We start from the raw sequence: 15,642 nt of genomic DNA, 5'->3' as shown, positions 1-15,642 counted from the left end.
AAAAATGCAAGGGCGTTCCGATCAAGGAGTAAACTTATGGCTTTCGAACTGCCCGCTTTGCCCTATGTCCATTCCGCTCTTGCCGAGAGAGGTATGAGTCCGGAAACGCTGGAATTTCATCACGACAAGCACCATCTGGCCTATGTAACGGCTCTTAATGGTTTCGTCGAAAAAAACACCGATCTTCAGCATAAATCGCTCGAAGAGATCATCGCCTTCAGCAAAGGTAAAGACGACCTTGCAGGGGTCTTCAACAACGCAGGCCAACACTGGAATCATACGCACTTCTGGAACGCGCTTTCTCCTGTCGGCGGCAAGTTCCCCGGCAAGCTGGAAGCGAAGATCATAGAGGATTTTGGCTCGATTGGTGCCTACAAAGACGACTTCAAGGCTGCCGCGACCACACAGTTCGGGTCGGGTTGGGCCTGGCTCATCCTGAGCCCCGACGGCAGATTGAAGACCACAAAGACGCCTAACGGTTCCAATCCTCTCGCAACTGGCGAGGGTAAACCGCTGCTAGGCCTCGATGTTTGGGAGCACAGCTATTATGTGGACTTTCGCAACCGGCGCCCGGATTACGTAACGAACTTCCTCGATAAACTGGCTAATTATGAATTCGCCGAAGCCAATCTCGGTTGATCTTTAACCGCCACCGGTTGTACCGCCTAGCATGGTCCAGCCGGTGCTGCGTTTTGCCTTAAGTCGACCCCGGATCCCTAAATGACGTACGTTGTCACTGAAGACTGCATTGCCTGTAAACATATGGACTGCGTTGAAGTCTGTCCCGTCGATTGTTTTTATGAGGGCGAGAACTTCCTCGTCATCCATCCTGACGAGTGCATTGATTGCGGTGTATGCGAACCGGAATGTCCAATCGATGCTATTAAACCTGATATCGAGCCAGGCCTTGATAGCTGGCTCGAACTGAATACCCGCTTTGCCAATCTGTGGCCCAACATTGTCGAAAAGGGAGTATCCCTTGCCAATGCCAAGGAGATGGAAGGCGTGCCTAACAAATTCCGCGATCTGTTCTCTGAATTGCCGGGAACAGGATCTTGACAAGAGAACCGAGCGACTTCCAGATGACCGACGCACTTCGACTTGAACCCGCGCTTCGCCCTTATGTGGATACAAGAACCTTCCGTGACACCATGGCGTCTATGGGCACCACCGCATCGCTGGTAACGACCCAGTTCGGTGTGGAGTGTCTTGGACGCACTGTGACTTCGGTGTTTTCCCTGTCGGTGGAACCACCAGCAATTCTGCTATCAATCGATATAACAAGCAGGCTCGCTGATCATATTGTCAAAACGGGCGGCTTCTCCTTTGCATTGCTTGCCCAGGGCCAGCAAACAATTGCTGATGCCTTCGCCGGGCGCGGCGATCCCGAGCGCAGGTTTGACACCGGCAGGTGGCTCAAATGGAAATCCGGGCACCCAAGGTTGATTGGAGCAGTCGCCGCAATGGATTGCACGGTGCTCGGCGCGGTGGAAACGGGAACGCATGTTTTGTTTGTCGGGGGCGTCGTCGATATTGATTTAGTGACCGACCGATCACCACTGATATGGCAAAAGCGGCAATACAAGGCACTAGCAGAAGAGCCAAATTCATTGTCCAAGGTCTTCCCTCTTTCTGGCTTTCCAAAAATGGAGAACGGCCTATGACCGCAACCTCAGCGATTGCTACTTCAGATCTATTCCCCATCCCGTCAGGTGTGCATGCCGAACGCATCGTCTCTGTCCGCCATTACACAGACCGACTGTTTTCTTTCCGCACTACACGGCCTCAATCCTTTCGTTTCCGATCGGGTGAATTCGTAATGATCGGTCTGCCAAATGCCCAAAAGCCCGTATTTCGGGCATACTCCATCGCAAGTCCCGCATGGGATGATGAACTTGAGTTTTTCTCGATCAAGGTCGAAGACGGCCCTCTAACGCAGCATCTTCAGAATATTCGGGAAGGCGACAAAATCCTGCTGCGTCCTAAGACGACCGGAACGTTAGTCGTGGATGCTCTTCTTCCTGGACGAAGGCTTTGGATGCTATCCACGGGCACTGGTATCGCGCCATTCGCCAGCATTATACGCGATCCGGCGACCTACGAGAAGTTCGAGCATATCATTCTGACCCATACGTGCCGCAAGGTCGCGGAACTCACTTATGGATTCGATCTGGCGCGCGGACTGCTCTCCAATCCACTCACTGCAGAATTCGCTGGTGACCAATTCAGCCATTATACCACGACAACTCGAGAACCATACGAGCGCATGGGGCGCATCACAGAGCGTATTTGGAATGAGAGTCTATTCACTGATCTTGCTATAAAACCATTCGATCCGACAAATGACAGGATCATGATCTGCGGCTCAATCGAGATGACACGTGAGCTTGGGGCTTTTGCAGAGCTCCTTGGTTTCAGAGAAGGCTCGAACAATAAACCTGGTGAGTTCGTAGTGGAGCGTGCCTTTGTCGGATAGCGAGACGGCGTAGCCAAAACCCAAACCCGTATGCCCCGCATGCATGACGGGTTTGGGTGACATGCGCATCTGCCGGTGGAACGGAATATCACACTCATCGTCCTTGCATGAAGTGCTTAAACCGATGAGTGTGACAAGTTCCGCAAAGCGAGCAAATTATTAGGTCTTATTATATTTATATTAGATAATCCGAACGGAGGCGTCGCCTTAATCTAGGACCGGGCGCACTTCTTCCCGTAGGCCGTCTTTCATGTGTTGATCGACAGGGCGATGTCTTGCCATGTTGCGATGGCGTGGGAGCGAAGTTTTCGATGATCTGCGGCAGAGAGTTGTTTGCGATGAAGTAGAAAAAGATTGGCGATCTGGCCATGGACTGAGACGAAACGCTGGCATTGCCGGGCCGAGTTGAAACGCATCATACGCCGCTCCCGTCGGCGCACGGGAAGATGTGAATTCTCTGCTCGATTGTTGATGCCCTTGTGAGATCGATGCTCGACGCCCGGCATCAGTTCCGTCTTCGCTGCAGCGTAGGATCGCAGCGTGTCGGTGACCATGACCCGTGGGGAGATGCCCTGTCCTTTGAGTAGCTTGCGCATCAACCGCAGGGCTGCACGTTTGTTTCTCCTGGTCTGCAACAACGCATCGAGGACGTGGCCATTGGCGTCAACGGCGCGCCACAGCCAGTATTTCATTCCCTTGATCGTCACCACCATTTCATCAAACTGCCATTTGTCAGCAAAGTGGCCTCGCGAGCGGTGACGGAGTTGGTGGGCGAGTTTAAGGCCAAACTTTGCAGCCCATTCCGAGACGGTCTAGAACGAAACCTCATACCGCGCTCGGCCAGCAGATCTTCGATGTCCCGAAAGCTGAGCGGAAACCGGTAATAGAGCCAGACCGCATAGGCGATAATCTCGGCGGGGAAGCGGTGACGTCGAAAATGAGCAGGCTGGAGTTCGGTCATAACCATCGAATATCAAATCGATCCAGACTATTCCGTTAACCCGACGCTACCGTGCCGACTGTAGCCATAAACCGTCGCATCAGGTTTCTGCTTGATGCGCGCACCAACAAGTCCAAGTGACTTGGCTCGCCATTCCTTTAAAGGCCGTGCAAATAAAATGTCGGCACCCCGTATCGCCAGTCGATGGCTCATTTTGTTCAACGGGCCCAACGAGAGGAACGGTAGCAATGGGCTTGAGAATGCGCTGCGTCTTCGCGTTTATGGCACCAAGGGCGGCATCGAATGGGCCCAGGAAGACCCGAACCGGCTTTGGTTTACGCCGTTTGGAGAACAGAAGCGGTTGATCACCCGTGGTGGTTCAGGCGTCGGAGATGCCGCAACCCGCGTCACGCGGGTGCCGGGCGGCCATCCGGAAGGCTATCTGGAAGCGTTCGCGACTATCTATGTGGAAGCAGCCAACGCCATTCAGGCCAAGCGCGATAACACAAAGCCTGATGGTGCGGTTCTCTATCCAACTGTCGACGATGGTGTCAAAGGCGTCGCGTTCATCGATGCTTGCGTAAGATCTTCGAACAAAAATGGCGGATGGGTTAGTCTCTGATATAAATTCGAACTCGAGAACGCCGCCAATGACGGCGGCGTTCTTGTTTGTGCGATACGGCATGGCCAGCGGTACAATTCGTTCGCCGTAGAAAAGCCATCAAGATTTCATGTTTGACTGAGACGTGCCTGATATAGCTGACTCATTACATCAGCCGGCCCTGTAAGGCGCGCGAATTCAAAGCGTTCGAAAGCGTGTGTCATGCAGAAATTTCGTCCCACAATTGCCAGCGGGCCGCTGTGCCTTTTCACCGTTCTCTACATTCTCATTTTCACAAACAGGTCCTTCTGGCACGCGATCAGCACCTATTATGCTGATGCACCGATGAGACTCGCGGGCATAGTAGCCACGCTTTTGCTGCTGCATGTGGCGCTGTTTGTCCTGTTCTCGGCAAAATACATCATCAAGCCGATGCTTATCTTGTTCGTGATAATTGCTGCGGGCGGCTCTTATTTCACGGACACATTTGGCACGATTATCGACAAGAATGTCGTTGAAGCTGCGCTCACAACCACACAGGCCGAGTCTGGTGCATTGCTGACGTCGAGCTTCCTTTGGCATATGCTGTTTTACGGTATGCCCCCCTCGCTCTTGATTGTTTGGGTACGTGTAAAACACCGCCCGCTGCTTAGAAAGCTGATGGTGAACACAGGCGTCATTCTCACCTGTCTGATTGCAGCTATCACCATACTCGGCACCAACTACGCCGCCTATTCATCCATGTTCCGCGAGCATGGAGCCGATATCATGCAAAAGCTGATGCCTAGCACCCCGATCACCAGCACGATCCAATATGTTTCGCACATCGTCAAAAATCGAGACATTCCGATGGAGCCGCTTGGGCTGGATGCCAAGCAAGCGCTGACGCAATTGCCAGCAGGCAAGAAGCTGGTGACGGTTGTCGTTGTGGGTGAAACGGCGCGCGCGCAAAATTTCAGCCTTAATGGATATGCGCGGGAAACCAATCCTGACTTGAAGAAGCGCGACGTTGTTGCCTTTACCGATACAACGAGCTGTGGCACGGAGACATCCGTTTCTGTGCCGTGCATGTTTTCCCCTTTCACGCGCGAAGATTACTCCAATACGAAATTCCGCGGCTCTGAAAACCTGATGGACGTGCTCAAACATGCAGGCGTTGAGGTTAGCTGGTACGAGAATAATACGGGCAGCAAAGGCGTTGCCGAGCGGATCAAGCTGATTGATCTGCAGGGTGCTCAGGACAAACGCTATTGCGAAGGTGGTGAGTGTCTCGATCAGATATTGGTGGATAGTCTCTCAAAAGAGCTGAACGAAGTCGCCGGCAATGCGACCATTGTTTTGCACATGACGGGCAGTCACGGACCGGCCTATTATCGTCGCTATCCGGCAAAATATGCCGGTTTCAAACCGGATTGCCGCTCTAACGATTTCGCCAAGTGTTCGCAGGAAGAAATCGTCAATGCCTATGACAATTCGATCCTTTACACGGATTATATTTTGTCCGAAGTGATTGACCTCCTCAAAGCACGTGAGGACAAGTTTGCATCGGCTATGATTTATATGTCCGACCATGGCGAGTCGCTTGGTGAAGATGGTCTGTATCTTCACGCGGCACCCTATTTCATCGCGCCATCGCAGCAGACCCATATACCGTTTATCACCTGGTTTGCACCGGAATATGCAGCGGATACGGGTCTTAATCTCGATTGCTTGCGCAAGGCGACGGCAGAACCGTCATCGCATGACAATCTGTTCCACACAGTGCTTGGTATGATGGCGGTTAAAACTTCCGCTTATGATCAGACGCTTGATCGTTTTGCCGCCTGTCGGATGTCGCATAACGTGGCGTCTAACTAAAACCCAAACTTCGCTCAATGAGCGGGGTTTTGTATTTTGAAAACAGTTGCAGCGGTTCCGGTTCAGACTGAATCGTTGGAACCGCTGTAACTGTTTGTCTTATCGCATTCGCCTCACGCAAAACCACTTCGCGCGTTTAGCTCAAATGCTTTAAACGTAGCGATTGACCAGGTTTTCCAGATATTCCTGACGACCGGATCGTGGCTGCGGATTGATGTCTTTTGTTTCAACTTCTGACGCAATCTGTTCCAGCGATAGGCCGGTCGCAACTCTCTTACCGAAATCACCAGACCAGCCTGCATAGCGTTCATCAAGCGGTTTCGTTAGAGCACCGTCATTCAACATGTGGGCGGCGGCCTTAAGACCACGCGCACAGCAATCCATGCCGCCTATATGGCCAATCAGCAGGTCTTGCGGGTCGAGCGACTGGCGACGCAGCTTGGCATCGAAGTTGGTGCCGCCATTCCTGAAGCCGCCGTCGAGCAGCACCTGATAATAGGCGAGCGCCATTTCAGGCACATTGTTCGGAAACTGATCTGTATCCCAACCCGACTGATAGTCGTTACGGTTCATGTCAATGGAACCGAGAATGCCGAGGCTGCGCGCGAGAGCCAGCTCGTGTTCGAACGAATGACCGGCAAGAATTGCATGGCCCTGTTCGATGTTGAGCTTTACTTCGTTTTCCAGACCATAGCGCTTGAGGAAGCCATAAACCGTTGCGACATCGTAATCATACTGATGCTTGGTTGGTTCCTGTGGCTTTGGCTCGATCAGGATCGTACCCTTAAAGCCAATCTTGTGCTTGTACTCCACCACGAGATTGAGGAAGCGACCCATATTGTCGAGCTCACGGCTCAGATCGGTGTTGAGCAAGGTTTCATAACCTTCGCGACCACCCCAAAGCACATAATTGTCACCCCCGAGGCGCTTGGTTGCGTCGAGGCAGGTTTTGACCGTGGCAGCTGCAAAAGCAAACACTTCCGGATCAGGATTGGTCGCAGCACCCGACATGTAGCGGCGATGCGAGAAGAGATTGGCTGTGCCCCACAGAAGCTTGATGCCGGTTTCGGCCTGCTTCTGCGCAAAAACGTCGACGATAGCTTCGAGATTCCTGGTGTTCTCCACGAAATTATTGCCTTCCGGGCGCACGTCGGCGTCATGGAAGCAATAGAAAGGCGCGCCGAGCAGTGAGAAGAATTCAAACGCCACATCGGCCTTCAGCTTTGCAGCTTCGAGGCTGTCCTTATACCAAGGACGGTCGAAGGTGCGGCCGCCAAAAGGATCGCCGCCTTCCCATGCAAATGTATGCCAATAGGCGACCGCAAAGCGCAGGTGATCTTCCATACGCTTGCCAAGAACGATTTCGTCCGGGTTGTAGTGACGAAAAGCCAGCGGATTGTCGCTGTCAGGTCCTTCGTAACGTATTTTCTGGATGTCGCCGAAAAATCCGGTGCTCATCATGCTCCTCCAATGTTGATGCTGGTGACGCTGTCGCTTCACTTTTTAGGCGAGTGGGCGCAGCGCCGGATAAAGTGCGTGATAGCGCTCATAGGCCTCGTCGTAAGACGAGATCAGCGCTTGTTCAGGTTCGATGGTGCGGGCTGTGCCAGGTGGTGTGCAGATCGCAAATGGATCAGCGCCGCTGGCGGCGATCAGCCCGAGGCGCGCGGCACCGAATGCAGCACCGAAATCGCCTTCTTCAGGCAGCGAGATTGGCACATTCAATGCGGTCGCGATCGATTTCAGCCAATAGGCTGAGCGCGAGCCACCCCCCACAGCAATGAGCGATTTGATCTCTGTGCCGGTCGATTGCAGCGCCACGAGATTGTCACGGATGGCAAAAGCCACGCCTTCAAGCACGGCTTGAGTCATCGCGTTGCGGTCGGTTTCATGCTCAAGGCCGCTGAAGACACCGCGGATTTTCGCGTCATTGTAAGGCGTGCGTTCGCCAGAAAGATAAGGCAGGAATGTCACGCTGCGGGGTGCTTTGAGTGTGCCGCCAAGTTCCGTGTCGAGCGCATGTGGAGTTGCGCCAACGATGTGGGAAAACCAGTCAAGTGCGCTTGCTGCAGACAGGATAACGCCCATCTGATGCCACGTACCGGGAAGTGCGTGACAGAAGGCGTGAACCGCACTCTCAGGCTTTGGCTGGTAGGCACCATTGGCTGCAAATAATACACCTGACGTGCCGAGCGAAACGAAAGCATGACCGGGCTGGACTGTCCCCATGCCACAGGCGGAAGCCGCGTTATCGCCCGCACCACCCGCAACGACGGGAGCATTCGTAAGCCCCCAACGCGCGATAAGTTCAGCACGCAAAGTCCCGGTTGCATCGCTGCCTTCAGCGAGCTTAGGCATATGGTTTTCGGTCAGGCTGGTCTTTGAGAGAAGCTCAGGTGACCATTTGCGCGCGCCAGTATCGAGCCAGCTCGTGCCAGCCGAGTCCGACATATCGGACACATATTCACCGGTCAGCCAGAGGCGCAGATAATCTTTCGGCAAAAGCACCTTGCGGGTACGTGCAAAGACATCTGGTTCATTACGCGCAATCCAAACGAGTTTAGGCGCTGTGAAACCTGGAAAAACGATATTGCCGGTGATCGCGCGGAAGGCCGGATCAGCATCAAGTTCTGCCGCTTCCTTGTAACTGCGCGTGTCATTCCACAGGATGCAGGGGCGAAGCACCTGATCGTGTTCATCAAGCAACGTGGCGCCATGCATCTGGCCGGAGAGGCCAATGCCCGCAGTGGCTGCAAATTCTTTTGGATGGGCCGCGCGCAGACCATCAATAGCTGTTTCGCATGCAATGATCCACTGTGCGGGGTTCTGTTCGCTCCAGCCAGGGTGAAGGCGCGAAACATCGAGCTCACCATGGGCAGAGCCAACCAACTTCTGTTCGCTGTCGATCAGAAGCGCCTTTACGCCGGATGTTCCAAGATCAAGGCCGAGATACATAATCGCTCCTGTGGAATTGTCGTTTCGCCTGCGCCTCAGTCAAGCTGTGGCAGGTTGTCTTTGAGAAAGATTTCGATGCGGATATGTTCCTGTCCCGGCACAATGGCCAGGCGATCCGCCGTTGCTTTGAGAACACGGATTGCACTGCGGATTTCATGGCCCGCATCTTGTGCAAGGACTGCATGAACGAGACCGTCTTTCAGAGCGTGCGACGTGATATCGTCACGTTCATGGACGATGACGAGTGGCTGGTTGTCATGTCGGGAGGCTGCAAGTGCTCGTACAAGCCCGCTGTTGCCTGCACCTAAACTATAAATTCCTGCGAGGTCTTTGCGCTTTTCAAGCAATTCTATAACGAGCTTTTCAACGCGCGCACCTTCATCGAAACCTTCCAGAACCGGCAGAATCTCGCGCCCGGAAAAATCGGTTTCCATGGCGTTTTTGAAACCTTCGAAACGTTCCTGATGGTCGTGCACTTTCAGCGAGCCAGCGATAACCGCAATGGCTCCATTGGTGCCGCTTGCAAAAAGGCCCAGCAAGCGCGCAGCGGTCCGACCGGCAGCACCGTTATCGATGCCGACATAATGCGCGCGGGATGAATTGCCGAGGTCTGAAACGAGGGTAATTGCATGAATACCTTGTTCTGCAAGCCGCAAGCAGGCGTTGCGCACTGGATCGGTATCGACCGCAACAAACGCGACACCATCAGGTTTGCGTTCCGCACTTGCGTCTAGTGCCCTAACAAGAGCTGCTTCATCAAATGCCGGAACCAGCACGAGATTGATCAGAACGCGCTCGGAAAGTCCGCGCTCTGTTGCTGCTTCCAGCTCTGCCCGAAGGCTCTGCATGAAGGTATTTTCATTATCCGGTAAAATGAAATCGAACTGATAAAGCCTGCCCCGTGCAAGATTGGCCGCACCGACGTCGCGCACATAGCCGAGCGTGTTCATCGCGTCCGTCACACGGTCGCGCGTCTTAGCTCTCACACCGGGGCGATCGTTCAGCACACGGTCTACCGTGGCGAGGCTGACGCCCGCAGTTCTGGCTATATCATGCACGGTGGGTTTCATTCTCACTCCTCGGAGCGGAACATAGGATCAAAAATGAGGTACGTAAATCAAAAAATGCTTGCTATTCATTTTTGTTCACGTATCAATTGCATCCGAGGATGAGATCTTGCACCTTTATGCGCAAGACTCACTGGAGTGATCTTGGTGCATTGCACCACAGGGAGGATCAGCCAGATATGAAATCAAGCAGCTTCGTTAGGGGCTGCTTTGTCGTGCCAGACTCCGGGGGCGGGTTCGTTCGGGGCGAGGATTTATATCAACCGGCATAACGCCGGCGGTGATTGGAGGAACAGTGCATGAAACGTCGTAATTTTCTAACTGGCGCGCTGGTTGCAGCAGCTCTCGGCATTGGGGCAATGGGCGCAACACCAGCTTTTGCATCGCCGGAAAATCCGGTTATCGGCTTTTCCATCGACGATCTGCGCGTTGAGCGCTGGGCGCGCGACCGCGATTATTTCATCGCGGCAGCACAAAAGCTGGGTGCCAAGGTCAACGTTCAGTCGGCTGACGGCAACGAAGAAAAGCAGGTCAAGCAGGTCGAAAACCTGATCTCGCAGGGCGTCGATGCCATCGTGATCGTGCCAATGAATTCAAAGGTTTTTGACGCGGTGGTTGCCGACGCAAAGGCTTCCGGCATCAAGGTTCTTTCCTATGACCGCCTGATCCTCAATGCCGATATCGACGCTTACATTTCGTTCGATAATGAGCGTGTTGGTTTCATGCAGGCTGAGGCTGTGCTGAAGGCAAAGCCAGAAGGCAATTATTACCTGCTCGGCGGTTCGCCAACTGACAACAATGCGAAGCTGCTTCGCGCAGGTCAGGAACGGGCGCTGAAAGAAGCTGTTGATTCAGGTAAGGTCAAAATCGTTGGCTCGCAGTGGGTCAAGGAATGGAGCCCGACTGAAGCGCTTTCGATCATGGAAAACGCACTGACTGCTGCGCAGAACAAGATCGATGCAGTGGTTGCTTCCAATGACGGCACCGCTGGTGGTGCAATTCAGGCACTTGCAGCACAGGGCCTTGCAGGCAAGACTGCTGTTTCGGGGCAGGATAGCGATCTGGCCGCCGTTAAGCGTTTGGTTGATGGCACACAGACCGTTACGGTTTACAAGCCACTCAAGCTGATCGCTGAAGAAGCTGCCAAGCTTACCGTACAAATGGTCAAGGGCGAAAAGCCTGAGTTCAACGGCAAGATCGACAATGGTTCCAAGGAAGTTGATACGCTTCTGCTCACGCCTACGGCCGTGACCAAGGACAATATCGATATCTATGTAACTGATGGCTTCTACACCAAGGAGCAGATAGAGGGAAAATAAAACCCTTCGGTGATGCAGACTTGAGTATAAATTGCGAGGCGGATGCTGGAAACTTATGCTTCCAGCATCCGGCCTCACATAAGGCAAGGCAGGTCTGCTTCTGACAGCGTTGTCGGATAAAATTCTCCAGATGAGTGGCTTTCAGGAGTCGCTTCAGGGTTTAGCCCAAAGCTAGTTTCCTATGTAAATACTGCAAGGTCATTGTTGATGTCCGAATATCTTTTGGAAATGCGAAACATCGGTAAAGAGTTCAACGGCGTGAAGGCGCTGGATGGCATTTACCTGAAAGTGCGCGCGGGAGAATGTGTCGGGCTCTGCGGTGAAAATGGTGCGGGCAAGTCAACGCTGATGAAGGTGCTTTCTGGGGTGTATCCCCATGGCACCTGGACCGGCGAGATATTCTGGGAAGGCGAGGCGCTGAAGGCTGCTGGAATTCGCGACACGGAAGCTGCCGGCATCGTAATTATACATCAGGAACTGATGATGGTTCCGCATCTGTCAGTGGCTGAGAACATCTTTCTGGGTTCCGAGCCAACCAATGGTGGCTTCATCGATTACGATCAGATGAATGCGCGGGCGACGGAGTTGCTCGCACGTCTTAAGATCCACGATATCAATGTTGCGCTCCCCGTTTATCATTATTCCGGCGGTAAGCAGCAATTGATTGAGATCGCAAAAGCGATCAACAAGAACGCCAAGCTTCTGATCCTTGACGAGCCAACCTCGGCACTGACTGCATCCGAAACGCGGGTTCTGCTTGATCTGATTAAAGACTTTAAAGCGCAAGGCATGGCTTGCGTATATATCTCGCACAAGCTTGATGAAGTGGCGGAGATTTCCGACACTGTGACAGTCATTCGTGACGGCGCGCATATCGCGACGAGGCCAATGGCTGAATTGACCACGCCTGATATCATCACCATGATGGTGGGACGTGAGATGAAGAACCTTTTCCCGCGTGAGCCGCATGATATTGGCGAGGTGATGTTTGAAGCTCGAAACGTGAGCTGTTGGGATGTCACCAATCCCGACCGCAAGGTAGTCGACAATGTTTCGTTTGCGTTGAGACGCGGCGAGATTTTGGGCATCGCGGGTCTTGTAGGTGCGGGGCGCACCGAACTCGTATCAAGCTTGTTTGGTGTGTGGCCTGGTGCTTATGCAGGTCAGATCTTTCTTGACGGCAAAGAAATCAAAATCCGCACGCCGCGTGATGCCGTGCGACAGGGCATTTGCATGGTGCCGGAAGATCGCAAACGTGACGGCATCCTTCCAATCATGCCGGTTGGTCATAATATGACGATCTCTGTACTGGATCGCTTTTCACTGCGCGGCCTGATCGATAAGGAATCGGAACTTGCCACCATTCAGCGCGAGATTCTGCGGCTCAAAGTGAAAACCGCAGATCCAATGCTGGCAATTGCATCGCTGTCTGGCGGTAATCAGCAGAAGGCGGTGCTTTCAAAAATGATGTTGCCAGACCCCAAGGTTCTCATACTTGATGAGCCGACGCGTGGCGTCGATGTTGGTGCGAAATACGAAATTTATAAGCTGATTTTCGCGCTCGCCAAACAAGGCGTGGCAATTTTGATGGTTTCGTCGGAAATGCCGGAAGTGCTTGGCATCAGCGACCGTGTTCTCGTGATTGGCGAGGGCAAATTACGTGGCGATTTCGCGAATGAAAATCTCACCCAGGAGAAGGTTCTTGCCGCCGCTATCGGCAAGCCTGCAACCAATGCGGCCTAATATTCTAAATCCTGGGGTGGCTCCAATTATTTGTTTTTACGCATTGTCCAAAGCAAAACCGCTTCGCACTATTGCTGGAAATGCTCAATCCGCAGCTAATCTGAACTGGTGCATGACATGACGTTGACAGGCAAAAGCCTCAGAAAATTCCTTGCAGAATATAAGATCGTGGCGCTGCTGATTGTGGTGGCCCTCATCTGGGCATTCTTTGCCGTGATGACTTATGATCCGGAAATGGGGCGCTCGCAGTTTCTGACGGCGCGCAATTTCTCTAATCTTCTGCGTCAGATGGCGATTACGGGCATGTTGGCCTCGGCGATGGTGTTTGTCATTGTCGCAGGTGAAATCGACCTGTCTGTGGGGGCGCTGCTCGGGCTTCTTGGTGGGGTCGCCGCAGTTTTGGACGTGGTTTATGGTTGGCCGCTATGGGCCACAGTGAGCACGGTTCTGGTTCTCGGCGTGATCTTGGGCGGCTTTAACGGTTGGCTGACAGCCTATCTCGGTATTCCCTCGTTTATTGTCACGCTTGGTGGACAATTGGTATTTCGCGGCATTGTGCTGGGCATCATGGGCGGCGTCACCATTGCGCCGATTTCGCCGGAGTTCAAATATATCGGACAGGGTTATCTGCCTGGCTGGTTGGGCAATGTCTGCGCCATGGTCCTCTTCACTGTGCTCATTCTGATCACACTGCGAACGCGCTCCAGCAAGCGCAAGCACAGTCTGCAAACGCTGTCACCGGCGATGGAAACAGCACGTCTTCTTGGTACGGGCATCCTGATCCTCGGCTTTATTTTGATCCTTAACAGCTATCAAGGCGTTCCGGTTCCGGTTCTGGTGTTGCTGGTCATTCTCGGTGTTTTCACTGTCATTTCGCGCCAGACGGTCTTTGGGCGACACATTTATGCGGTCGGTTCCAATCTGGAAGCCACGCGCTTTTCAGGCGTTAATGTGAACTTCGTAAAAATGGCGGTGTTTGCGCTAATGGGCTTGATGGCTGCGGTTGCCGGTCTGACAACGACGGCGCGTCTTGCAGCAGGAACGCCGTCAGCGGGCTTTGGCGGTGAGCTTGATGCGATCGCGTCCTGCTTTATCGGCGGCACATCGATGCGTGGTGGTGTGGGATCGGTCATTGGCGCGCTTGTTGGAGCGCTGATCATGTCGAGCCTCGACAATGGTATGTCGATGTTGGGCGTCGATACTTTCTGGCAGCAGATCATTAAGGGCAGCATTCTGGTGCTGGCCGTTTATCTCGATATCGTTTCTTCAGGTACGCGTCGCGCTTGATAAGAACGGGGCGCTTGATGCTGGGCGGGGGAGTGTCGCGCAGAGCCTTAAAGGTTCTGCGCGACACTATTATTTAGCTTTTCTCATCGCTGCTTGGGCGACCAATGCTAAGCAGCTGATAAATGATCAGCGCTGCAAAGGTGGACGTACCAATTCCGCCCAGTGCAAAATCTCCGACATTGACGGTGAAATCACCGGCACCAAAAATCAGTGCTACGCCCACTGTGAAGAGATTGCGCGGATCGGCGAAATTGACCTTGTTCACCACCCAGATGCGCGCCATCGCGGAGGCAATCAGTCCGAAGACCGATACTGCAAGACCTGCGAGAACAGGTGCTGGAATGGTCTGCAAGATCGCACCGAACTTTGGCGACATGCCGAGCGCAATTGCGACCACGGCAGCGATTACGAAGATTAGGGTCGAGTAAACCTTGGTCATGGCCATGACACCGATATTTTCAGCATAGGTGGTAACACCGGTACCACCGCCAGAACCGGAAATCATCGTCGCAAGGCCATCGCCCAGAAAGCCGCGACCGATATAGCGGTCCATATTCTGACCTGTGATCGAGCCAAGCGCTTTAATGTGCCCGAGGTTTTCAGCGACAAGAACAATCGCAACAGGCGCGATCAGTGTGACAGCGGGCCAGGTGAAAACAGGTTTTGCAAAAGCGGGCAGACCGAACCATGGGGCTGCACTCACAGCCGTAAAATTTATGCCAGGGACCATGCCCAAGCCATTGCCGAAAATCAACACAAGGCAATAGCCAAACAAAAGTGCCAGCAACACAGCGACACGCTTGGTGGCGAGTGGACCATAGGCCGAAATCATCGCCATGCAGAGGACCGTAAGCATTGCGATGCTCATATGCGCGCCTGTGCCCTTGAGCTGACCAACTGCCACAGGGGCGAGGTTCAGGCCAATTGCAACACCGATTGCACCCGTGACGGCTGGTGGCATGAGTTTTTCAACCCAGCCTGTGCCGATCGTCATAACCACCAGTCCGATGACGGCATAAAGCGCGCCACAGGCAATAATACCGCCAAGTGCCAGGCCAATATTGGGATTTGGGCCGCTTCCGGAATAGCCGGTGACGGCAATGACGACCGCAATGAAGGCAAAGGAAGAGCCGAGATAGCTCGGAACGCGGCCGCCGGTCATCAGGAAGAACAATAATGTTCCGATACCTGAGAAGAATACCGCAACATTCGGATCAAACCCCATAAGCAGGGGGGCGACGATCGTCGAGCCGGACATTGCTAAGAGATGCTGGATGCCCATCGGCACAGCCGCAGCGCTCGGAAGCCTCTCATCAGGCAATACTACGCTGTTGTTAGTAAGACGCCATTTCGGGAAGTAAGACATAGACCCCTCATACTCATATTTATCAAAGTGC

The 15,642-nt window shown here is 53.4% G+C and carries 12 protein-coding genes and 2 pseudogenes; 9 read left to right on the top strand and 5 right to left on the bottom strand.

Features of this window, described 5'->3' with window-relative positions; translation table 11 throughout:
* Positions 1-36: 36 nt before the first annotated feature.
* The 4 genes from CES85_RS05395 to CES85_RS05380 all read left to right on the top strand — a co-directional run bounded on the left by CES85_RS05395 (position 37) and on the right by CES85_RS05380 (position 2,476).
* The gene (locus CES85_RS05395) at positions 37-639 is read left to right on the top strand and encodes a superoxide dismutase (protein WP_095444966.1); all 603 of its coding nucleotides are present in this window, start codon (positions 37-39) and stop codon (positions 637-639) included.
* Between the two features lie 81 nt (positions 640-720).
* A complete protein-coding gene (gene fdxA / locus CES85_RS05390; protein WP_095444965.1) occupies positions 721-1,059 on the top strand; it encodes a ferredoxin FdxA in 339 nt (112 codons plus the stop codon).
* Positions 1,060-1,082: 23 nt separating this feature from the next.
* The gene (locus CES85_RS05385) at positions 1,083-1,664 is read left to right on the top strand and encodes a flavin reductase family protein (RefSeq protein ID WP_095444964.1); all 582 of its coding nucleotides are present in this window, start codon (positions 1,083-1,085) and stop codon (positions 1,662-1,664) included.
* On the top strand, positions 1,661-2,476 hold the full coding sequence (locus CES85_RS05380) for a ferredoxin--NADP reductase (RefSeq protein ID WP_095444963.1): 816 nt from the start codon (positions 1,661-1,663) through the stop codon (positions 2,474-2,476). The genes CES85_RS05385 and CES85_RS05380 overlap by 4 nt, the downstream gene beginning before the upstream one ends.
* A gap of 248 nt (positions 2,477-2,724) precedes the next feature.
* Here the strand turns inward: CES85_RS05380 and CES85_RS05375 are convergent.
* A pseudogene (locus CES85_RS05375) lies at positions 2,725-3,437 on the bottom strand (IS6 family transposase).
* Positions 3,438-3,666: 229 nt separating this feature from the next.
* Here CES85_RS05375 and CES85_RS05370 point away from each other — a divergent pair.
* A pseudogene (locus tag CES85_RS05370) lies at positions 3,667-4,038 on the top strand (Gfo/Idh/MocA family oxidoreductase); the annotation flags it as partial.
* 201 nt (positions 4,039-4,239) lie between these two features.
* On the top strand, positions 4,240-5,874 hold the full coding sequence (locus tag CES85_RS05365) for a phosphoethanolamine transferase (RefSeq protein WP_095444962.1): 1,635 nt from the start codon (positions 4,240-4,242) through the stop codon (positions 5,872-5,874).
* 150 nt (positions 5,875-6,024) lie between these two features.
* On the opposite strand, the gene xylA is transcribed toward CES85_RS05365, so the two are convergent.
* Genes xylA through CES85_RS05350 form a run of 3 tightly spaced genes read right to left on the bottom strand, consistent with a single transcriptional unit; the run spans position 6,025 to position 9,899 of the window.
* Complete coding sequence (gene xylA, locus CES85_RS05360) at positions 6,025-7,332, bottom strand: xylose isomerase (protein ID WP_095444961.1); 1,308 nt, start codon at positions 7,330-7,332, stop codon at positions 6,025-6,027.
* Between the two features lie 45 nt (positions 7,333-7,377).
* Complete coding sequence (xylB, locus tag CES85_RS05355) at positions 7,378-8,829, bottom strand: xylulokinase (RefSeq protein ID WP_095444960.1); 1,452 nt, start codon at positions 8,827-8,829, stop codon at positions 7,378-7,380.
* Between the two features lie 35 nt (positions 8,830-8,864).
* Positions 8,865-9,899: a LacI family DNA-binding transcriptional regulator gene (locus CES85_RS05350; protein ID WP_095444959.1), complete on the bottom strand. Its 1,035-nt coding sequence runs from the start codon at positions 9,897-9,899 to the stop codon at positions 8,865-8,867.
* 296 nt (positions 9,900-10,195) lie between these two features.
* On the opposite strand from CES85_RS05350, the gene xylF reads away from it, so the two are divergent.
* The 3 genes from xylF (at position 10,196) to CES85_RS05335 (ending at position 14,245) form a co-directional block, all read left to right on the top strand.
* On the top strand, positions 10,196-11,215 hold the full coding sequence (gene xylF / locus CES85_RS05345) for a D-xylose ABC transporter substrate-binding protein (RefSeq protein WP_095444958.1): 1,020 nt from the start codon (positions 10,196-10,198) through the stop codon (positions 11,213-11,215).
* Positions 11,216-11,422: 207 nt separating this feature from the next.
* Positions 11,423-12,958: a xylose ABC transporter ATP-binding protein gene (locus CES85_RS05340; protein ID WP_095444957.1), complete on the top strand. Its 1,536-nt coding sequence runs from the start codon at positions 11,423-11,425 to the stop codon at positions 12,956-12,958.
* 117 nt (positions 12,959-13,075) lie between these two features.
* A complete protein-coding gene (locus CES85_RS05335; protein WP_095444956.1) occupies positions 13,076-14,245 on the top strand; it encodes a sugar ABC transporter permease in 1,170 nt (389 codons plus the stop codon).
* 73 nt (positions 14,246-14,318) lie between these two features.
* Here the strand turns inward: CES85_RS05335 and CES85_RS05330 are convergent, their stop codons facing one another.
* Positions 14,319-15,611 (bottom strand): solute carrier family 23 protein, encoded by a 1,293-nt coding sequence (locus CES85_RS05330; protein WP_095444955.1) that lies wholly within the window; start codon positions 15,609-15,611, stop codon positions 14,319-14,321.
* Positions 15,612-15,642: the final 31 nt, after the last annotated feature.

The organism is Ochrobactrum quorumnocens, from assembly GCF_002278035.1.
In the GTDB taxonomy this organism is placed as follows: domain Bacteria; phylum Pseudomonadota; class Alphaproteobacteria; order Rhizobiales; family Rhizobiaceae; genus Brucella; species Brucella quorumnocens.
This window is presented reverse-complemented; position numbering and strand designations above follow the sequence as displayed.